Consider the following 20132-nt stretch of genomic DNA (forward strand, 5'->3'; position numbering starts at 1 on the left):
ATCAGCCAGCTTCATAGCGCACCTTGATCAGAATTTTTCATTCAACTACTGTATATAAAAACAGTATCGAGGCGTGCATTATGAAGTTGTACAGACCAGCAGAGTTACGTGAAGTCATTGCTATCCCGCTTTTCAGCGACGTAGTGCAATGCGGCTTTCCCAGCCCGGCGGCGGACTACGTCGAACAGCGCATCGATCTCAATGAGCTTTTAGTTTCACATCCCAGCTCGACGTATTTCGTTAAAGCCGCGGGTGACTCGATGATTGAGGGCGGGATTAGCGCTGGCGATCTGCTGGTGGTAGATAGCTCCCGGACTGCGGAGCATGGGGATATCGTTATTGCCGCGGTAGAAGGGGAATTCACAGTCAAACGTCTGCAGCTCCGCCCGACCGTTCAGCTTAATCCGATGAACAGCGCCTATTCGCCGATCATCGTTGGCAGCGAGGACACGCTGGATGTGTTCGGCGTCGTGACTTACATCGTGAAGTCAGCGAGCTGAATATGTTTGCGCTCTGTGATGTGAATTCGTTCTACGCATCATGCGAGACGGTATTTCGTCCTGATTTGAGGGGGCGGCCGGTGGTCGTTCTCTCCAATAACGATGGCTGTGTAATCGCTCGCAGCGCAGAGGCCAAGGCGGCTGGAATTACCATGGGGGAGCCTTTCTTCAAGCAAAAGGACTTATTCCGGCGCGCTGGAGTGGTTTGCTTCAGCAGCAACTACGAACTCTATGCTGACATGTCCAACCGGGTGATGACAACGCTTGAGGAAATGAGCCCTCGCGTCGAAATTTACAGCATCGATGAAGCTTTTTGTGACCTGACGGGGGTTAGAAACTGCCGGGATCTGACGGAGTTTGGCAAAGAGATCCGCGCTACCGTTCTAAAGCGCACGCATCTGACTGTCGGGGTTGGCATCGCGCAGACAAAAACACTCGCTAAGCTGGCAAACCACGCCGCCAAGAAGTGGCAGCGCCAGACTGGCGGCGTGGTTGATTTGTCTAACATCGACCGTCAGCGTCGATTGTTGGCTATCGTGCCCGTAGAGGATATTTGGGGCGTTGGCAGGCGCATTAGTAAGAGGCTGAACGCCATGGGCATTAAAACCGCTCTGGACCTCTCAGAACAAAGCACCTGGATTATCCGTAAACACTTTAACGTGGTACTCGAGCGAACGGTCCGGGAGTTACGCGGCGAACCCTGTCTCGATCTGGAGGAGTTCGCGCCAGCAAAACAGGAAATCGTCTGCAGCCGATCGTTCGGCGAACGCGTTACCGACTATGAGCAAATGCGCCAGGCTATTTGCTCCTATGCCGCACGCGGCGCTGAAAAGCTGCGGGGTGAGCACCAGTATTGTCGCTTTATCTCAACGTTCGTAAAGACCTCTCCCTTTTCGCTTAACGAGCCGTATTACGGCAATAGCGCGTCAATGAAGTTATTCACGCCAACGCAGGATAGCCGCGACATCATCAACGCCGCGGTAAAGTGCCTGGATAAAATCTGGAAGGAGGGGCACCGGTACCAGAAGGCAGGGATCATGCTGGGTGACTTTTTCAGCCTTGGCGTTGCACAGCTCAACCTGTTCGACGAGAACGCGCCGCGCGCCGGAAGCGATCGATTAATGGAGGTCCTCGATCGCTTGAACGCGAAGGATGGAAAGGGGACGCTATACTTTGCCGGGCAGGGCATACAGCAGCAATGGCAGATGAAGCGTGAAATGCTATCTCCGCGGTATACCACAAGGTATTCAGATCTCCTTAGGATTCGATGATTTTATCCTTGTAGAGCGTTATGAGAACCGCATAATAATCTTCAATAAGATGAATGAAAGTATTGCTCAGTGAGATGTGACCAACGTGATCAATTGATAGAAGTTTGTTTTTCTTAGCAGAAACTAAAATCCGGTTGATTTGCGTCCTTGATATTTTAAGCGTGGACCACAAAGATGCATGAGTACAATGTGTTTTATACATCCCAAAATTATAATCCCGGATCTCATTGTATAGATGGAACATTATTATTCGGCCGCCCGCGTTATCCAGGAAAGTTTTTGATAATGGTACAAAGGCGGTTATCGAGTAGCCAAGAATCAGGTGAGATGAAAAATTAATGATAAACTTATAAAGTTCATTATGGTGACTGATGTCCTCTCTGCTCACGCAGACGTTGGATTCTGAGTGAGATGCTCTTATAAAAAACAGAAACATTTCTGCAAGGCCTTTATCCGTGGGTTCAATAATCAACTCTCTTCTGTCACGATTGTTTCTTGAGATGCTAATGCTTTTTTTAGCATCTAAGGTGTTGATTATCGAGGTGACGCTATTCTCACTAATTCCAAAGTTGTTGTTGCAAATTTGTTTTGTGATGGATAATGTCTCATGTTCGTCAACAAAAAAGCGTCGGCACAACAAGGTAATCACATCAAGCCTTTTTTGCTTTGTCGCATAGTTATAAAAAGACGGATTAGAATAATAGATTAATTCATTTGCAATGCTGAATTTTTTAACCCTTGACTTGAAATTTGTGTCACTTTTAATAATTTCTTTTTTTAAGGAGATGTCCCCTAAGTATGTCATCATCATTAACCAGGAATAAGTGTTGAAATGAAGTGTAATTTAGAATTGTAGAATGTCAATTATATTTCAATAATTAATGTTATGATTAAAGTCCACAAATTATTGATGGTCAATTGCCAGGGTTTAATAAAACCTTAGCGAAGTATTCATTCGAAACCATAATGCCCTCTATGAACAGCTTAAGTAATTTAAAAAAGCGTGCTGACGTTTTGTTTTGTAAAGTTTCAGCAATTTCATACGCACCACTAAAACCCTACAATTCCAGCGTGTAATGGCGTAATCACATGCGAAATGAAGTCGATCTCTTTCCTATGTCTTGCCTCTTCGTTTCAAATAACCATCCGCGAAACGCTCAGACTGAAGGTATAGGGCAGGGAGAAAACGCAGAGCACGCTAGAGTTTCCACAAAAGCGAACTATAGTGTTAGAGGAAAACAACATAACGGAGATGGGTCAGTGGACGAGGAAGGGATTGTAATTAATTCGCTTGAGGAAGCCCGCGGCATTGCGAATGCGTTAGTGCTGTTTGCTATCGGTTCAGAACAGGCGAAAATCATTCAGGGATTGTATTTCGTGTCGGCATTTTTGAATATCTATTCAGTAAATGAAATCATTTTGAATGAAATTAGCAGGAGCGCGCTGCAAACAACCCGGAGCGTCTCCAGTAATCTGAATCAGTTCTGCGACGCCAGAGGCAGAAATCTTGTCATCACCTTAACCAGGTTATAAACCTCGTGGCTGATGTAATGGCTTTTTTCCCGCCATTCAACATTCTTTTGCTGCCAAAAAATGACAAAGCCAGATAAGCGTCTACCATTGCTTTAGGATAAAACTGACTACATGGAATGACGAATGATTTTTCTAGCCGCGATCCTCTTATCTTTACTCCTTTCCGTGACCAGCCTTATCTACATCCTGCTGGAATTAGTCAGCATTGGCTGCGATCCAGAGAGGCATTAGCCGCGTGCGACAGGGTATAAATAGCGTTTTTGGGGCTTGACCTAAAGTTAACTTGAGCTTTTACAGTGTCCGTCTCAGGAACAGTCAAGAAGGGATAGCCTTATGAAAGAGATAGACATTGGATTTACCCACGTAGCGTTCGTGGTTCGAGATTTGAAAAAGAGTATCGATTTCTATAGCCGCTACGCGGGCATTCACGTGGTTCATAAGCGAGAGCCCAATCTTCCGGACGCGCGTAAGGTTGCGTGGCTAAGCGATCGCACGCGCCCATTTGCGCTTGTACTCGTTCAGGCTGACGTGGTGACTGACACCCCCCTTGGCAATTTTGGTCACCTGGGGGTCGCGTGTTCAGGCATCGAAGAGATCGACGCCAAAATAGCCATGGCGCGCGAGGAAGGCATTCTGCGTAAAGAGCCGGTGCAGGCCGGGGAACCCGTGGGCTACTACGCCTTTATCGCCGATCCCGATGGCAACACGCTTGAGCTTTCCTATGGCCAGAAAGTCGGGCTTGAGGCCCTGGGGCACGGTGAGAACGTACCGGCCGCTTAAGGCGTGTTTCTGTCGATAAACCTTATAAATCGTTAGCCAATGCCGGTTGTTCACGTTCGAACAAGCGGCGTGTTGCCTGAGCTGATTGAGGTTATTCCGACACCAGCCACATATCGGCTTCTTCAAACATCTCCTGAACGGCCCGGCTAATGTGCTCCTTCTCATGCTTGCTCGCGTCCGTATTGATCGCCGGCAATGTCATCATCGGTTTAACCCGAACTTCTGCATCTGGAAAGATACGGTGAACTCTTTTGCTCAGTTCGGCGAGAATGAGCTCTCTGGCGCCGGGCAGACCGTCAAAATTCCTTTTGTCATAAACGAGTTCCACGAACATGTCTTAACTCCTCTTTGCTGGGGGAGCTTAGTATATACTGTGTATTTAAACAGTGCCAACCCGAAAGGGGAGCTGTTCGACTTAGCGCGGGTATCCGTATAAGTTAAGCTTGCCCGACAGGTATTCTCCGAGATAAACCTCGCTGATTTTTACGTAGCCTTGCTCCACGACTTTTGACTCCAGCCAGTCAATGTCTTTATCAATGATTTCGAGCACGTCGAAGTTTGCCATTCCATCGACAATAATGGGATAGCGAATGTTCTCATCGCCCACCTCGATGATGGTTAACTGACCATTTTGCTCAAGTATGACGCGCTTGAGTTTTTCAATCTCGTAAACACCGTTTGCTCTGAGCTTGAACATCAGATCGTTCGCTGAAATCCCGTTCCGCAAGCATTCCTGCACGTCAACGCTTCCATTGTGAACCAGGGTGATCGGCTTTCCGTCGACAATGCGTTTAACGAGGTGATTATGCTCTTTTGAAAACTTGAGGATAAACACCAGCAGGGTCCAGATAATGAGCACCAAAACGAACTGCAAAACGGTAATCGATTCGTTGTAGATGACCCCGCCAATAATGCCACCTAAAACGTAGTTCTGAACCTGATCCATTGCCGAAGTCGGGGCCAGGTTGCCTTTCCCCATCAGGTTAATTTGTATGATTAGACACAATATCCCAAGGCCTAACTTTATTATTATCGGGGTATAAATCAGCATCACTTATCCTTGTTTTTAAGTAAGGTAATGTTGGGGTTGGTTAGCCAGGTTTCTTGCAGGATATAGGTGTTTTGGTCGGCGCTAAGGTTGACCTTATAATAGCTATCTTTAATCTTAATTATCACGCCGTCGACAAGCTGAAATGAGTTGGCGTAAATGTCATTGACGCTGACGTTTTTTTGCTTAGAGAGCACGTTAACGAAGTTAACCATCTGAGATGACTGGGAGTGCGCGCTTTCGCTGTTAGTGTATTCAGAGTACTGTACACCCAGCATGAAGAGCAAAAACAAGAAGGCGATGATCGTCAGGTCCCGGTATTTGGTTTGTAGCCTGTGCCGCATATACAGGCTGAAAACAACAATCGTCACCAGTAGCGTGCTGAAGATGACGATATATTTCAAATAATCATTCAGGCTGGACTGCGCCTGAAGATAATTGATCCCATAAAAATTCATTGCGTCCACCTTAATTCATCATCCGTTTATAAAATCCTTATGGCTGCATAAGATAATTCGCATTAAATATATACGTTTACGGAGGAAAACACGAGGCGATTTAATTGAGGGGCCGACAGGGGAGCGTTCAGGCCGCGAAGCCAGCCTGAACGCATGTCCGTCAGTTGTAGGTGATGGTGAATACCGCTGCGCCGTTCGCCTTTCCGGCCTTAACGTCTGATTCATACTGCACGTAGCGCGCCTTGAGCGGAATGGTGTAGCTGGAGCCATCCACCGTGGGCAGGTTTTGCAGGCTGAACGCACCAGAACCATCAAGACTTAACGACGTGGCGCTGTTTCTCTCCGACAGCTCAATGCCGATGCCCGCAGCAGCCGTGGGGCCGTCCTCCAGCTTCGCCAGCAGCGTATTGTTATCCACCGCGCCGTGGACGCTGTTGAAGGTGATAGCAACCTGGTTTGGCGTGCTTGTGCCGGTGGTCGTGTCGGTGGCCTCCCTATATACGTGGTTGCCATAGCCGACAAACGCCGGGCAATCGCGCAGGACGATATCAAACTCGGTCCACGGCGTGGCGCTACCAACGCCCGTGAAGTCGCTGCGCTGGTGGGCGCCGAGATCGACATCCACCACCGACGTCGCCAGCTGGCAGGTTTTGGTGTACATCGAGATCGCCCCGCTGAAGCTGAGCGTCACGAAGACGTGCTTGATGACGTCCGGCTTATTCGAACCAGAGGTAACCTGGAAGGTGGGGAAGGACGATCCCAGCACCTGCTGGGTGCCTGGCGCAATCGGGCCGGTTTTGATCAGCTGCACGTCCATCCTTGAGAATTGGCCCACCCCCTGCGTCAGCGTGCCATAGCCCACTTCCATTTCGTTCTCCCAGACTGCTGGAAATTTAGACGTTATGACTGAACCTATAATAGTAAATATCGCGCCGATGCCCGGTACATTGGTTGGGTAAATCTCTTTTTCACCCGAGAGGGTTGGCGCACCCGAAGGTGTAGTGATGGCCTCAATTCTGCTGTAGACGTTAAACGGAATCGGATACGTACCTGCCTCCAGATCTTCGACGGTAACGGTGCAGGAATACGACGTCGTTCGTGAGTTGGCTAAAAACCGCCCGGTATAGAGAACCTGACCCACGGGCACGTCTTCACCCACGGTAGACATGCCCGGTCCGATAACCGGTATGGAGATATTATCGTAAAAGAGGGTGTTGAATCCGCAGGTATATGCCTGTGCCTGCAGTGCCGTCAGGGCTAAGGCTCCGCACGCCAGGCGGCATAACGTTCGACGCCAGTGCGTACTGAGGCTGAATAAACGCAGCGTTATTTTCATCGTGTTTTCCTTAATGCCCGCATCCTGGCTATTCGCAGCGCGAGTTAAATTTAATGGCATTGCTTTTTTCCAGATCGGCGCTGGCGGGCAGCATGTAGCGCACATGGCACTGCTGGCCAGGCGCCTGGCCCCAGACCACCCTGATTTTGCCTTCCGTCGACGGCACGCGGGCAAACAGCCTGCCGCCCTGGCCGACGACGCCGATGTGGCGGCCTTCGCTGTCGTAGGCCTCGGCACCGAACGGCAGCGGCTTCCCGCTGGCGGTTGGGGCGCTGATCAGGGCGGGGTAGCCGACGGTGGTCGCGTATTTCACCTTCACGACCGCGCCGCTGTAGGGCGCAACTTTTTGGCTGGTCAGGTTCAGCTCGACGTTGTTCGACAGCCCCTTAGGACTGATCTCCACGTCGTTAAGCTGGTACGCCGTCAGGTACGGAATAACCGCGTAGCCGAAGCGGTCCACCTTGATCCCCGGATAGCTCACCATGCTTGCGCCTTTTGCCCCCTTCGCCTCGACCAGCGCATAGGTATCCCCGCTGTAAGGGGAGAGCGTCAGGCCGCCCGAGTGGGCCACCATCGCGCCGCTAAGCCCGGCGGACCAGGTTTCATAATGTTGCCCGCCGCCCGCCAGGGCGCTCACGGTGGTGTACGGCGTGCGCGCGGAGCCGTTCATCACCAGGCTGCTGCTGGCGCTGCCGCCGCTCTGCCGGTTATGGCCCGCCGTGACGCTGTAGCTGTATTCGCTTTCGGCCCCCGACGTGCCGGAGGCAAACAGCTGCTCGTTAAGGGTATTGCCCGGCCCGCGCGTGAGCGTGGAGCCCATCTGGCTAAAGCCCAGCAGGCCGTCCAGCGGCAGCGTCAGGTTCAGCATGTAGGTGTTCTGAAAGCGTCCATACAGGTCCTGGGTTCGGTTAACGCTCAGGCTGTAGCTCAGGCTTTTGAACCGGTTGTTGTAGCCGAACTGATACTGGCGTTCGGTGGCGGCGTCGTTCCAGTAGGCCTGCTGCCACGCGCTCACGTAAAACTGTCCCCAGCCCGGGGGCAGCGGCTGCGAGGCGCTGACGAGCAGCCTGTCCTTGGCGCGACGGGCGGTTTTACCGCTGCGGTTGCCCGGATACAGCTCGGCGGTGGACATGGCGGTCATAAAGTCCATGTAGCCGTCGGTGGAGTAGCGATAGGCGGCAATGGACAGGTTGCTACCGGTGCTCTGTATCACGTTGCTGTACTTCAGCTGATAGCTTTCGCCGGACATTTTGTCCCAGCCCGCGCCCAGGCGAGGGCGCGCGTGGGTTACGTCCAGCGAAAAGGTGCCGAACGTCGTGCCCAGCGCCGCGCCGCCCTGAACCGCCTGGTAGGACCCGTTACCCTGCATGCCGCCGTACAGCGTTACCGCGTTATTGATGCCGCGGCGGTAGGTCGCCTCGGCGAGCGTTGGCTCCTCGCGCAGCTGGCTTGAGCGAATTTTCCCCAGGGTCAGGCTGTAGTGGTGCGTGCCGGGGCGCAGCAGGTTGCTGGTGGCCGTGTAGGGAATTTGAAACTTCTGCTGCGCGCCGTCCGCTTCCTCAATCGACACGTCCAGGTTGCCGCCGTAGCCGGTCGGGTAGAGATCAGTAATTTCGAAGGGACCCGGCACCACCTGACGCTCGTAGATCACGTTGCCGTTCTGGCGAATGACGACCCGCGCGGCCGTCCTGGCCGTTCCGCGCACCACCGGCGCGTATCCCCGCACGGAGTTGGGTAGCATCTGCTCTTCGTTGGCCAGCTGCGCCCCGCGAAACGACAGCGTGTCAAAGATCTCACCCTTGGTATTGGCGTCTCCCAGCAGCAGGCGCCCCTGGATCTGCGGAATATCGCGCTGCAGGTAGGTATTGATGTTGTTGTAATCGCTGACGGTATCCGTCGTCTTGGTGTACACGCCGTTATGGCGAAAATACCAGCCGCCGAGGTTAAAGCCGCCCGTGAAGTTACCGTACAGCGTGTCGTTGTCTTTGCCGTGATAGCGCGTGGTACCGGCGTTAAGGTTATAGCCCAGCGTCGCCGCAGTGATGCCGGTGTCCCACTGTTCGGGGTTCACGTAGCCGCGAGGGCGGTTGATGAGGTACACCTCCGGCAGGGTCAGGTTCAGCGTCTGTTCGTTAGCATCGAACGCGACGCTGTTGTCCGGCAGCAGGCGGTTAAGGGCCAGGCAGCCGTCGCGCCCGGCCTTTTTTTGCGCGGCAATGGCGCGCTGAGCCTCGGCGGAGAGCCGCTCGACGTCAATGTCCAGCGCGTCCAGCGTCGCGGGCTTCACGCAGATATCCACGCCGGGATGGCTTTTCCCGGCGACGATCCTGTCCTGAACGGTAATGTCGTCGCGCCCGATGCGGCGGTCGTTCACGACAAGCTCTACGCTGTGACGGCCCGCGGGGGCGAGATCCTGGTTGTAGCGGGTTAAATCTATCCGGCTTTGGCTGCCCGGGCTCATAAAGTGGGGGTTAAACTCAACGTCATCGTTGGCCGCGCTTTCTGCGGCGATAGCCAGCATGACGGCGACGGCCAGCGGAGACAGTAAAGGGTGAAAAGAGGACATGTGAGTTCCTTTCACTTCAGCGAAGTGATTTCAAACGCTGTGGTTGATCGTGGTTACGGCGCGACGGGCTGCGGTAGAGGGTTAATCCCGCCAAAGTCGTTGATATAGGACGGGTAAACGGTTGCGAGGTTTTTGCTCAGGGCAAAAAACGTTTTCCCGCCGGGGGCAATCATGCCGCCGTTGCCGATCGGCTTTTTTCCGTCCTTATCTTCAGCAATGTTGGCCAGCGAAACGTAGTAGGGCGTCGGGTTCGTGCCCTCTACGCCGCCGCTTACCTTTTTCCAGGTGACGGATTGCCCGGCCAGGTTTGCGTCTCCCGCCAGCGCGGAAGGGCGGAAGAAAATCTTGATGCGCGAACGAAACGCCATCTGTAGCTGGTTTTGCTTCTCTTTATTCATCGGCGGGACTTCAAGCACGTTCAGCCAGAACACGGACTCCCTGTCGGTCGGCAGCGGTTCGCCGGTATACATCAGGCGCAGCGTCTGGCCTTTTCCTGGATTGATGCGGTTAACAGGCGGCGTAATCGTAAAAGGCGCACGCGCGGTTTCCGGCGTCGCGTCCGCATCACCGTCATCGACCCAGCTTTGCGCCAGGACGGGCTTATCACCGCGGTTGTCAATTTTGACCGTGACCTCACGCTCCTGCGCCGGGTAAACCACGCGCGTACCGGTAATGACGATCCCTGCGACGGCAGGGGCGACCAGGGCGAGAGAAAGCAGGCATGCTGCGGTGGCACGGTTAACGGCACGAAGATTCATACAACGTTCTCCTTGAATGCGGGGAGCCTCGTTCGGCTCCCCGCGTGACGCAAGTCAGCTAACTGTCTAATTCAAAAGCGATTAGAAGTAGTTGATGGTGAAGTTGACCGAGCTGGCAACGAGGCCCGGGGTTGCCGCGCCGGTTGCGTAGTACTCAACGGCGTACGGCAGCGTGGCGGAGCCGGAAGAGAGGTCATACGTGGATGAAGAGGTATGCTGATCCGGGCTACCGACCTTGATGGCGTTACCGGTTGGCGCATCGACCAGCTGCAGCTGGACGTTCGTTGCACCGGTGCCGTCGGTGATGGTGTTGTTCAGGCGATAGCCGATCGGATCAACGGTTGAACCGTTCTCAAAGAACGCCGCCGCGCTGGTCACGGACGCGGAGCCTGCGCAGTTGCTCAGCTCAATATTGAAGCCCGTGCGCTTGGCGGTGTCGCCCGCCGCGCCCAGCTGGCTCTTATCAACGGCTTGTAAAACGACGGTTGCCGGGCTCGCATTCCCGTCAATCGTGACGTCACAGGTCTTGTCCAACACTTCTCCCGTAAAGTTAACGGTGCCGTTAGACGCTGCCTGCACGCTGGCAGCGCAGAGGGTGGCCGCGATAGCAATGGCTAAGGAATGCATACTGACTTTCATGGTAAACTCCATTTTCACTTGATAAATAACCCGCGGGCTTTCCCGCAGATACGGATCATCCTTCAGCAAACGGCGAATGCGCTGCCTTAACACCCTGTTTCCAGGTCGTCAGAATAAATATCGGTCGTATTCTTACCGATGCTGTTGAATGAGCTGTTGGTTAACAGGCAGGCCTGTTATTGATTTCACTGAACGGGTTTCATGCCCAGAATATCGCGGCATAATAACAATCCAGCTGAATTACACTTCATCAGTCCATATTCGCGGAAAATCCCGCGCTTGATTTTATATATATGCTTTAAATTCTCCTCCGATGAGGTTGCAAGGCTCGATGTGGATTTGCCCGCACAAAGTTCATCAAATATGGTTATGGTTTTCCGATCGACCTTCTCATGATAAATCATCGACCGTACGGCCCGGTTAAGGGTGGCGCTTAGGGCTTCCATGCTGACATTTTTAGGCAGTAGCCAGGGAAAGTTAGTCAGCCTCGCCGGGATAACGGGAATATCCATCATCACCAGCAGTCGACAGCGCTTTAGTCTTGGGTTCCGCAGCAGGGAGCTGCGTAGCTTAATATCATTAACCGCGATAATAACCACGTCTCCGGGCTGCGGATAAAAAAGGCGGCTCTCCAGATTGACGTTGTGAATAAAATACGGGTTATCGTTAGTTTTAATTTCTTCGCAAAGCCCAAGGATGAAAAAGCTGTCATCTGAAATTAGATGATAATTCATAAGGTGTAAGTCTCCCTTATTCCTGTCAAATTAATTGAGAGGAATACTCATCTACCATTCCATTTGTTGGGGAGATTAAAACATCGGCCATGCGATTTTGGCAATCGTTTTAAGTGATTGAGAATTTACTTATTAATAGTTTTTATCGATCAATTGTTGACGGTGAGGCTGGGGTGAGCGCGTAGATAATGAGTCAATTTTCAGCAGGTTATAGTGATTTTTTATTCACCAGGAATTTTCGCGAAAAGTCTAACCCTAAGAAACTATAAGGAAAATGGGCAAAAACCGATAAAATTAATGAAAAATATACCATGCTGCCAGCATGAAATATTTGTTAACACCCCGGGCGTTAGATTTTTATTTTGCTAAACACATCGCCGCGGGCGTAAAGATCTTAAAGGGAAATTGATGAAATGAAAATAAACGGTCAATCAATGATTTTTATAATTAGGAAAATATATCTTAAGAATTGTCTTTATTTAGGAGGTATTTAAAATCAGCTAGGATTATTTCGTGCAGACATTACATTTTATTCACATAAAGGTACAAAGAAAAAAAGCGAATATTTACTGTATATGTGATCTGAATCACATAGAGTAAGAGGCGGATGAGCGCTTTATTATTGAAGAGGAATGTCTAAAAGGCGTATTTGATAAATTCAAACGATTACTGTAATAGCTATATCTTATTAAAACTATCGTTACGGAAAAAAACTCCGCAGCGCGCGACCGTCGAGACAGTTTTCAGCGTGAACAGGCAATAAAGAAGAGGGAAACGCGAGGCCGGTATTTGAAAAGCCCTCTCTGAAAAGCGTGAGAGGGCTGAGGGAGTTCGGATTACACTAACGCGTTAGGACACGCTTCGCCTTTTTCCAGCTGCTGCAGGTTGCCCAGCGTCGTTTCTGAGATGCTGATCAGCGCCTCGGCGGTCAGGAACGCCTGGTGGCCGGTAAACAGCACGTTGTGGCAGGCGGACAGGCGGCGGAACACGTCGTCCTGAATCACGTCGTTAGACTTGTCTTCGAAGAACAGATCGCGCTCGTTCTCATACACGTCCATGCCCAGCGCGCCAATTTTCTGGGTTTTCAGCGCCTCAATCGCCGCCTGGGAATCAATCAGCCCGCCGCGGCTGGTGTTGATGATCATCACGCCGTCCTTCATCTGGTCGAACGCCGTCTGGTTAAGCAGGTGGTAGTTTTCCGGCGTCAGCGGGCAGTGCAGGGAGATGACGTCAGACTGGGAGAACAGCGTCGTCAGGTCGACATACTCCACGCCCAGCTCCAGCGCGGCCGCGCTTGGGTAGGGATCGAACGCCAGCAGGCGCATGCCAAACCCTTTCAGAATGCGCAGGGTGGCGACGCCGATTTTACCGGTCCCGATCACGCCCGCGGTTTTACCGTACATGGTGAAGCCGGTCAGGCCTTCGAGCGAGAAGTTGGCATCGCGGGTGCGCTGATAGGCACGGTGAATACGACGGTTAAGCGACATCATCATGCCGATAGCGTGTTCCGCTACCGCTTCCGGCGAATAGGCCGGGACGCGGACCACCTTCAGGCCCAGCTCTTTGGCCGCGTCCAGATCGACGTTGTTAAAGCCCGCGCAGCGCAGGGCGATGTACTTCACGCCGTGCTTTTTCAGCTCTTCCAGCACCGGTCGGCTGCCGTCGTCGTTGACGAAGATGCAGACGCCTTCGCAGCCGTGCGCCGTTTTGGCCGTTTTTTCAGTCAGCAGAAAGTCAAAAAATTCAAGTTCGAAGCCGTAAGCCTCGTTAACATGCTGCAGATACTTTTTGTCGTACTGCTTTGTGCTATAAACCGCGAGTTTCATAAGGCTTTCTCCAGTGATTTTACAACCACGTTAGCATGATTAAAATTATCTTACAATTTTTAAAATATCATTGAAATCAATAAGTTCTATGAATTATTTTAGAGCATCTATCCTTAAAAAAGGCATTCTCTTCATCTGACTGGCTAAACATGCGACAATGATCGGCGATGTCGGCTTATTTCTTTTGCTAAATCAGGATATTAACTGCCCATGAAGGGTAAATACAAAGCCGCGATTGCGCTACTACTGCTGGTGATACTGGTGCCGCTGACGCTGCTGATGACGCTCGCGCAGTGGGTGCCGACGCTCGCGGGCATCTGGCTGCCCGTCGGAACGCGGATCGCCTTCGACGAAAGCCCCAGGCTGACGCGCCATGCCGTTGTGATACCCGATCTGCGCTATCTCGTTGAAGACTGCGAGATCGCGAAGGTCAAAAACATCACCTTATCCCATCCCAGCCGCTGGCGCCTAGACGTTGGCTCGCTCGATCTCAACTCCGCCTGCCTGAGCAAGCTGCCGCAATCTGCGCCCTCCGAGGTCGCGCCGAAAACGCTGGCGCAGTGGCAGGCCGTGCTGCCCAACACCTGGATAACCATCCACCGCCTGTCGCTCTCGCCGTGGCAGCAGTGGGAAGGGGAGTTCCGCGCCTCGCTAACGCCGGACGCGCAGTCCATCACCTACCAGGGCGAGCAGGTTAGCCTGAAGGCGAAACTGCACGGCCAAAAGCTGACGGTGAGCCAATTTGACGTGCGGCTTCCTGATTATCCCGATCCCGTCAGGCTGGTGGGCGACTTTACGCTGCCGCTGATCCCCGACGGCGTGCCGGTACAAGGCCACGCGTCCGCCACGTTTAACGTGCCGCAGCTTGCGTCGCTGGTCGATGCCGATCTCGACTGGCGGGAAAATCAGGGGCAGCTGGTGGTGATGGCGCGCGATAACCCCGATCCGCTGCTGGACCTGCCGTGGACGATAACGTCCCAGCAGCTGAACATAAGCGACGGCCGCTGGAACTGGGCGCTGCCGGGCATGCCGCTGAGCGGGCGCATGGGGCTGAAAATTGACAACTGGCAGCGGGGGCTGGAGAAGGCGGTAATCTCCGGGCGGCTGAACGTGCTGACCCAGGGCGACGCCGGTAAAGGCAACGCCGTGCTGAATATCGGCCCCGGCACGCTGAGCATGGACAACAGCAGCATGCCGCTCCACCTGAGCGGCGAGGCCAAGCAAAACGATCTGATCCTCTACGCCAGGCTGCCGGCGACCTTAACCGGCGCGCTCACCGATCCGCAGCTGACCTTTGAGCCGGGCGCGCTGCTGCGCTCGCGCGGGCGGATTATTGATTCGCTGGATATCGACGAAATCCGCTGGCCGCTGGCGGGCGTTAAGCTGACGCAGAAGGGCGTGGACGGTCGCCTGCAGGCGATCCTGCGCGCCCATGAAAACGAAATGGGCGATTTTGTGCTTCATCTGGACGGACAGGCCAACGACTTTTTGCCGGATAAAGGCCTGTGGCAGTGGCGCTACTGGGGCAAAGGCAGCTTCATGCCAATGCACGCCGGATGGGACGTCGCGGGGAGAGGCGAGTGGCGCGACAACGTCATTGAGCTAACCGAACTTTCGACGGGCTTCGACAAGCTCCAGTACGGCACCATGCGCGTCGACAAGCCGCGCCTGGCCTTAACCCAACCGGTGCGCTGGCTGCGCGATACGGCGGATCCTAAATTTAGCGGCGCGTTGTCGCTCAACGCCGGAGAAACGCACTTTTCCGGCGGCAGCGTGCTGCCGCCGTCGGTGCTCAACTTCAGCGTTGACGGCACCGACCCGACGATCTTCCAGTTCAAAGGCGATCTGCATGCCGACAGGATTGGGCCGGTACAGGTCAACGGCCGCTGGGATGGCGAACGCCTGCGCGGTCAGGCCTGGTGGCCAAAACAGTCGCTCACCGTGTTCCAGCCGCTGATCCCGCCGGAGTGGAAAATGACCCTGCGCGACGGCGATCTCTATGCGCAGGTGGCGTTCTCCGCCGCGCCCGGCCAGGGCTTTGAAGCCGGGGGCCACGGGGTGGTGAAAGCCGGCAGCGTCTGGATGCCGGATAACCAGATTAACGGCGTCGACTTTGTGCTGCCGTTCCGCTTTGGCGAAGGCACCTGGTCGCTGGGAACGCGCGGCCCGGTCACGCTGCGCATCGGTGAGGTGGTTAACCTCGTCACCGCGCACGACATTACGGCCGATTTGCAGGGCGATTATCCATGGAGCGACGACCGTCCGCTGCTGCTGACCAACGTGAAGGTCGAGACGCTGGGCGGGAAAATCACCATGCAGCAATTGCGCCTGCCGCAGCACGACGCGGCGCTGCTGCGCGTGGACAACATCTCCACCAGCGAGCTGATAAGCGCGGTCAATCCCAAGCAGTTTACGATGTCCGGCCCGGTGAGCGGCGGGCTGCCGTTCTGGCTGAACAATGAAAAGTGGATCATTAAAGACGGCTGGCTCAGCAACCCCGGCCCGATGACGCTGCGTCTTGATAAAGACACCGCCGACGCCATCGTGAACGATAATATGGTGGCAGGGGCGGCGATCAACTGGCTTCGCTACATGGAAATCTCCCGCTCGTGGACGAAAATCAATCTCGATAACCTGGGGGCATTGACCCTGGCGGCGACCATTACCGGCATCAGCCGCGTGGACGGCAAAAGCAGCACGGTGAATTTGAACTATACCCATGAAGAGAATGTCTTTACCCTCTGGCGCAGCCTGCGCTTTGGGGACAATGTGCAAACGTGGTTTGAGCAACACGCGGCGTTACCCGGTACCCGCGGTTCGACCGGCAAGGAAAGTGAGGAACAATAATGAACAAGATGGCCGCTAGTCTCACCGTCGCCGCCGTCGCGCTGCTGGCGGGCTGCACGCCGCGCATTGAGGTTGCGGCGCCCAAGGAGCCGATTACCATCAACATGAACGTGAAGATTGAGCATGAAATCCACATCAAGGTCGATAAGGACGTGGAATCCCTGCTTAAGTCGCGTAGCGATCTGTTCTGAGGACGCCATGAAACGATTCGCTCTGATTTTACTGGCGCTGGGGATGAACGCGCAGGCCGCGACCCTGACCCTGAACGAGGCCCGCGCGCAGGGGCGCGTGGGGGAAACCCTGAGCGGCTATATCGCGCCAGTAACCCAGGATGCGCAGACGCTGGAGCTGGTTAACCGCATCAACGCCGCGCGTACGGAAAGCTATCAGCAGCTCGCCGACAGCAACAATTTACCGGTCGATGACGTGGCGAAAATGGCCGGGCAAAAGCTGGTCAACCGCGCTCAGCCGGGCGAGTACGTGAAGGGGATTAACGGCAGGTGGCTGAAAAAGTGATCAGCGAAAGCGCCTGCGGTACTCGCCGGGAGAGACGCCAAAGCGCTGCTTGAAGGCGGTAGAAAAATGGCTATGGTCGGCGAACCCCCAGCTGTAGCCAATGCCCGCCAGCTTTTCGTCATCGCTGGCGGCGCGCAAAACCTGCGCGCACCTGTCCAGACGGCGATTCTTAATGTACTGCGCCACCACCAGCCCTTTATCCGCAAACATGCGGTACAGGCTGCGCACCGACACGCCAATTTCCGAGGCAATCCACTCTGGCCGCAGCGCCTCAGACTGAATGTGGTCGTCAATCAGCGCCAGCACGCGCTGAAACAGGCGCTCCTTGCGCGGCTGTGATGGCTCGCGCTGTTGAAACGCCGGGCGCAGCAGGCAGATCATGGCCTCCAGCGCCGCTTCGCTTTCACTGTCGCTGAGGTCCGTATTGCCCATGCTCTCCTGCAGCAGGCGATGGCTCAGCTGCACGGTAGGCAGGGTGCGCGACAGGGGCAGCGCGCAGCGAATTTCCTGAAAACGGCACTGCTGCTCGACGATCTGGCGGGGAACGAGAAGAGAGATCTGCCGGGACTTTTGCTGCCAGGCAATAGAGCAGGGGCGCGAGGCGTCGAGAAGCGTAATGTCGCCCGCGTTGAGCCGCGAGCGGCGATCGTCCTGCTCAACGTCCGCGCTCCCGGCGAGCTGAAACACCGTATAGAACCAGGCATCGTTGCCCTGATTAATCTCCTGCCGGGTGCGGAACAGGTTTACGCCCGCCGCGGTCACGGCGCTGAGCTTGAGGCTGCGGGCGTAGCTGGTCTCCAGCTCGCCGATAAATTCCCCGTCTAGCGGGCGCGCGCCAAAGCGTCCGCACGCCTGATTAATCTGCGCCAGCCACTGCTCCAACTTTTCCCGTTCGCTTGCACACGCCATGGTTATCTCGCCGCACCGTCAATGTTTTTGCATTGTTGCATTAATGTTGCATTTCGTCAGGTTCCTGAGGCTGACTATAGGAAAGAACGCTTACCGGTAACAGCGTGATAAGCGGGAATTATCACGTTTTGCGGGGCCTGTCACAGGCGGAAAAGCGAATGTCACACAGACAAAAGCAGGAATCGGAAACGCCTCGTAGACTGCATCAATACCCTGCGAAGAATCACAAAGGAGTTTCTTATGTCTGAGTCACAGGTTGCCGTACTTCCCGTCGTGCAGCAGTTTTTAGACCGCCAGCACGGCCTGTGGATTGAAGGCCAGCAGACCGCGTCTAACGGTGAAAAGCGGCTGAGCGTGTTCAACCCGGCGACGGGCGAGGTGATTGCCTCCACCGCCGACGCCAGCGTCGAGGATGTCGATCGCGCGGTGATGTCCGGCTGGCGCGCCTTCGTGGCCCGCAGCTGGTGCGGAAAGCTGCCCGCCGAGCGCGAGCGCATTTTGCTGCGCTTCGCCGACCTGGTCGAGCAGCATCGCGAAGAGCTGGCGCAGCTTGAGACCCTGGAGCAGGGGAAATCGATCAATATCTCCCGCATGTTTGAGGTGGAATGCACCCTGAACTGGATGCGCTACACCGCGGGCTTAACCACCAAAATTGCGGGCAAGACGCTTGAACTGTCGATCCCGCTGCCGCAGGGCGCGCGCTATCAGGCGTGGACGCGCAAAGAGCCGATTGGCGTGGTGGCCGGGATCGTGCCGTGGAACTTCCCGCTGCTGATCGGCATGTGGAAAGTGATGCCCGCGCTGGCGGCCGGGTGCTCTATCGTGATTAAGCCGTCCGAAACCACGCCGCTGACCCTGCTGCGCGTGGCCGAGCTGGCCTGCGAGGCGGGCGTGCCGGAGGGTGTATTCAACGTGGTGACCGGCAGCGGCGCGGTCTGCGGCGCGGCGCTGACGTCGCATCCGCACATCGCCAAAATCAGCTTCACCGGCTCGACGGCGACGGGCAAGCAGATTGCGCGCGCGGCGGCGGACACGCTGACGGGCGTCACGCTGGAGCTGGGCGGCAAAAACCCGGCCATCGTGCTGAAGGACGCTAACCCGGAATGGGTTATCGAAGGGCTGATGATGGGCAGCTTCCTCAATCAGGGCCAGGTCTGCGCGGCAAGCTCGCGCATCTACATCGAAGCGCCGCTGTTTGACACGCTGGTGAGCGGCTTCGAGCAGGCGGTGAAGTCCCTGAGCGTCGGGCCGGGCATGTCGCCGGACGCCTTCATCAACCCGCTGGTATCGCGCGCCCACTGCGACAAGGTTCAGACGTTCCTTGATGAGGCAAAATCACAGAACGCAGAGCTGATTACCGGCAACGCGGCCCCCGGCGGCGACGGCTACTACGTGTCGCCTACGCTGGTGGTCAATCCGTCGGCCAGCCTGAAGCTGACCCGCGAAGAGGTGTTCGGCCCGGTGGTAAACCTGATCCGCGTGGCGGACGGCGAAGAGGCGCTGAAATTAGCCAATGACTCCGAATACGGCCTGACGGCGAGCGTCTGGACGCAGGACGTCAGCCGCGCGCTGGCGTACACCGACCGGCTGCAGGCGGGCACCGTGTGGGTCAACAGCCATACGCTGATAGACGCCAACCTGCCGTTCGGCGGCATGAAGCAGTCCGGCACCGGGCGCGATTTCGGTCCGGACTGGCTGGACGGCTGGTGCGAAACGAAGTCGGTGTGCGTGAGGTATTAATAAATGCAAAAGGCAACCTTAAGGTTGCCTTTTTAGCGTTGGTACTAAGGCTTGGTCAGGCTTGCCGATCGGACTCAATAGCGCCTTCGGTCCTTCGGGGCTGGTAGCGCTGCCACTGATGACTTCTAACTCAGGTATATTCGCTGCGATGGGGATATATGCTTGAGGAATGGTTATTGCTTATTTCGCGGGTTATATACTGACATATCTTTTGGAACGGAAAACGTTAATTTGAGTTAAATAAAAATGGGGGCTTAAGTAATTTTATATTAAAATATTCTTCTTCTACTCCAGCCTCATTGATTCTGTACATTTTAATCAAGGCTTCTTTCAATACTCTCCCCTGGCACAATGCTCTAAATAAAATCGGTGTAAGACGATCTATTTCCTTTTCAAACTTAATGGGTACATGTAAACGCGTACCAGTTAGTTTTCCTGTATTGTAGTCTGTAGGTAACCATACAGTATGAGTAAATGATTTAAGCTCAGTAGAGGCTAATCGTAATGGCATTAAGCATTCACCAATCATCTGCGAGCCATTTTCATCTGTAAACCATATATGTGCTGGTATAGACATCTATTTTTTTCTCTCATAGAAAAATGAAAAATATACAACAATTACAATAATAACTCCAACTACCATCATTTTAATTACAGCACTATCAATGAAC

At 54.4% G+C, this 20132-nt stretch carries 19 protein-coding genes and 2 pseudogenes; 9 read left to right on the forward strand and 12 right to left on the reverse strand.

Annotation, left to right across the window (positions count from 1 at the left end):
* The first annotated feature begins 80 nt into the window (after nucleotides 1–80).
* Nucleotides 81–500: a translesion error-prone DNA polymerase V autoproteolytic subunit gene (locus AB8804_RS14490; RefSeq protein WP_371187286.1), complete on the forward strand. Its 420-nt coding sequence runs from the start codon at nucleotides 81–83 to the stop codon at nucleotides 498–500.
* A gap of 2 nt (nucleotides 501–502) precedes the next feature.
* Nucleotides 503–1771, forward strand: a complete 1269-nt coding sequence (locus AB8804_RS14495) for a Y-family DNA polymerase (RefSeq protein ID WP_371187288.1) — start codon at nucleotides 503–505, stop codon at nucleotides 1769–1771.
* On the opposite strand, the gene AB8804_RS14500 is transcribed toward AB8804_RS14495, so the two are convergent.
* Nucleotides 1758–2582, reverse strand: a complete 825-nt coding sequence (locus AB8804_RS14500) for a hypothetical protein (protein ID WP_371187290.1) — start codon at nucleotides 2580–2582, stop codon at nucleotides 1758–1760. The two genes, AB8804_RS14495 and AB8804_RS14500, sit on opposite strands and share 14 nt — an antisense overlap.
* Nucleotides 2583–2860: 278 nt before the next feature.
* On the opposite strand from AB8804_RS14500, the gene AB8804_RS14505 reads away from it, so the two are divergent.
* Complete coding sequence (locus tag AB8804_RS14505; protein ID WP_371187292.1) at nucleotides 2861–3304, forward strand: hypothetical protein; 444 nt, start codon at nucleotides 2861–2863, stop codon at nucleotides 3302–3304.
* A gap of 333 nt (nucleotides 3305–3637) precedes the next feature.
* Complete coding sequence (locus AB8804_RS14510; RefSeq protein ID WP_371187294.1) at nucleotides 3638–4084, forward strand: VOC family protein; 447 nt, start codon at nucleotides 3638–3640, stop codon at nucleotides 4082–4084.
* 91 nt (nucleotides 4085–4175) lie between these two features.
* On the opposite strand, the gene AB8804_RS14515 is transcribed toward AB8804_RS14510, so the two are convergent.
* The 9 genes from AB8804_RS14515 to AB8804_RS14555 all read right to left on the reverse strand — a co-directional run bounded on the left by AB8804_RS14515 (nucleotide 4176) and on the right by AB8804_RS14555 (nucleotide 13449).
* Nucleotides 4176–4418: a DinI family protein gene (locus AB8804_RS14515; RefSeq protein WP_371187296.1), complete on the reverse strand. Its 243-nt coding sequence runs from the start codon at nucleotides 4416–4418 to the stop codon at nucleotides 4176–4178.
* Nucleotides 4419–4499: 81 nt separating this feature from the next.
* Nucleotides 4500–5135, reverse strand: a complete 636-nt coding sequence (locus tag AB8804_RS14520) for a DUF421 domain-containing protein (RefSeq protein WP_112009909.1) — start codon at nucleotides 5133–5135, stop codon at nucleotides 4500–4502.
* A complete protein-coding gene (locus tag AB8804_RS14525; protein ID WP_371187299.1) occupies nucleotides 5135–5590 on the reverse strand; it encodes a DUF3290 domain-containing protein in 456 nt (151 codons plus the stop codon). Before AB8804_RS14525 ends, AB8804_RS14520 begins: the two co-directional genes overlap by 1 nt.
* A 160-nt stretch (nucleotides 5591–5750) precedes the next feature.
* On the reverse strand, nucleotides 5751–6926 hold the full coding sequence (locus AB8804_RS14530; RefSeq protein WP_371187301.1) for a fimbrial protein: 1176 nt from the start codon (nucleotides 6924–6926) through the stop codon (nucleotides 5751–5753).
* A 28-nt stretch (nucleotides 6927–6954) separates the two neighbouring features.
* Nucleotides 6955–9492, reverse strand: coding sequence for a fimbria/pilus outer membrane usher protein (locus AB8804_RS14535; RefSeq protein ID WP_371187303.1), 2538 nt, complete (start codon nucleotides 9490–9492; stop codon nucleotides 6955–6957).
* 53 nt (nucleotides 9493–9545) lie between these two features.
* Entirely contained in the window at nucleotides 9546–10250 is a 705-nt protein-coding gene (locus AB8804_RS14540; protein ID WP_371187305.1) for a molecular chaperone, read from the reverse strand.
* Nucleotides 10251–10331: 81 nt separating this feature from the next.
* On the reverse strand, nucleotides 10332–10889 hold the full coding sequence (locus AB8804_RS14545; protein WP_371187307.1) for a fimbrial protein: 558 nt from the start codon (nucleotides 10887–10889) through the stop codon (nucleotides 10332–10334).
* A 185-nt stretch (nucleotides 10890–11074) separates the two neighbouring features.
* On the reverse strand, nucleotides 11075–11623 hold the full coding sequence (locus AB8804_RS14550; RefSeq protein WP_371187309.1) for a hypothetical protein: 549 nt from the start codon (nucleotides 11621–11623) through the stop codon (nucleotides 11075–11077).
* 836 nt (nucleotides 11624–12459) lie between these two features.
* A complete protein-coding gene (locus AB8804_RS14555) occupies nucleotides 12460–13449 on the reverse strand; it encodes a 2-hydroxyacid dehydrogenase (protein WP_371187311.1) in 990 nt (329 codons plus the stop codon).
* A 210-nt stretch (nucleotides 13450–13659) separates the two neighbouring features.
* On the opposite strand from AB8804_RS14555, the gene AB8804_RS14560 reads away from it, so the two are divergent.
* Genes AB8804_RS14560 through AB8804_RS14570 form a run of 3 tightly spaced genes read left to right on the forward strand, consistent with a single transcriptional unit; the run spans nucleotide 13660 to nucleotide 16812 of the window.
* On the forward strand, nucleotides 13660–16296 hold the full coding sequence (locus AB8804_RS14560) for a YdbH family protein (protein WP_371187313.1): 2637 nt from the start codon (nucleotides 13660–13662) through the stop codon (nucleotides 16294–16296).
* On the forward strand, nucleotides 16296–16487 hold the full coding sequence (locus tag AB8804_RS14565) for a YnbE family lipoprotein (RefSeq protein ID WP_112009913.1): 192 nt from the start codon (nucleotides 16296–16298) through the stop codon (nucleotides 16485–16487). Before AB8804_RS14560 ends, AB8804_RS14565 begins: the two co-directional genes overlap by 1 nt.
* Nucleotides 16488–16494: 7 nt before the next feature.
* On the forward strand, nucleotides 16495–16812 hold the full coding sequence (locus tag AB8804_RS14570) for a YdbL family protein (RefSeq protein ID WP_371187315.1): 318 nt from the start codon (nucleotides 16495–16497) through the stop codon (nucleotides 16810–16812).
* On the opposite strand, the gene feaR is transcribed toward AB8804_RS14570, so the two are convergent.
* Nucleotides 16813–17721, reverse strand: coding sequence for a transcriptional regulator FeaR (gene feaR, locus AB8804_RS14575; protein WP_371187317.1), 909 nt, complete (start codon nucleotides 17719–17721; stop codon nucleotides 16813–16815). It lies immediately after the preceding gene.
* Nucleotides 17722–17961: 240 nt separating this feature from the next.
* Between feaR and AB8804_RS14580 the strand changes: the two genes are divergently transcribed.
* Together AB8804_RS14580 and murP are read left to right on the forward strand one after the other, a co-directional pair.
* On the forward strand, nucleotides 17962–19461 hold the full coding sequence (locus AB8804_RS14580; protein WP_371187319.1) for an aldehyde dehydrogenase family protein: 1500 nt from the start codon (nucleotides 17962–17964) through the stop codon (nucleotides 19459–19461).
* Between the two features lie 31 nt (nucleotides 19462–19492).
* A pseudogene (gene murP / locus AB8804_RS14585) lies at nucleotides 19493–19701 on the forward strand (PTS N-acetylmuramic acid transporter subunit IIBC); the annotation flags it as partial.
* A 19-nt stretch (nucleotides 19702–19720) separates the two neighbouring features.
* Here murP and AB8804_RS14590 read toward each other — a convergent pair.
* A pseudogene (locus AB8804_RS14590) lies at nucleotides 19721–20038 on the reverse strand (Hcp family type VI secretion system effector); the annotation flags it as partial.
* Nucleotides 20039–20132 lie beyond the last annotated feature (94 nt).

This window comes from Enterobacter sp. KBR-315C3_2022, from assembly GCF_041399425.1.
GTDB lineage: Bacteria > Pseudomonadota > Gammaproteobacteria > Enterobacterales > Enterobacteriaceae > Enterobacter.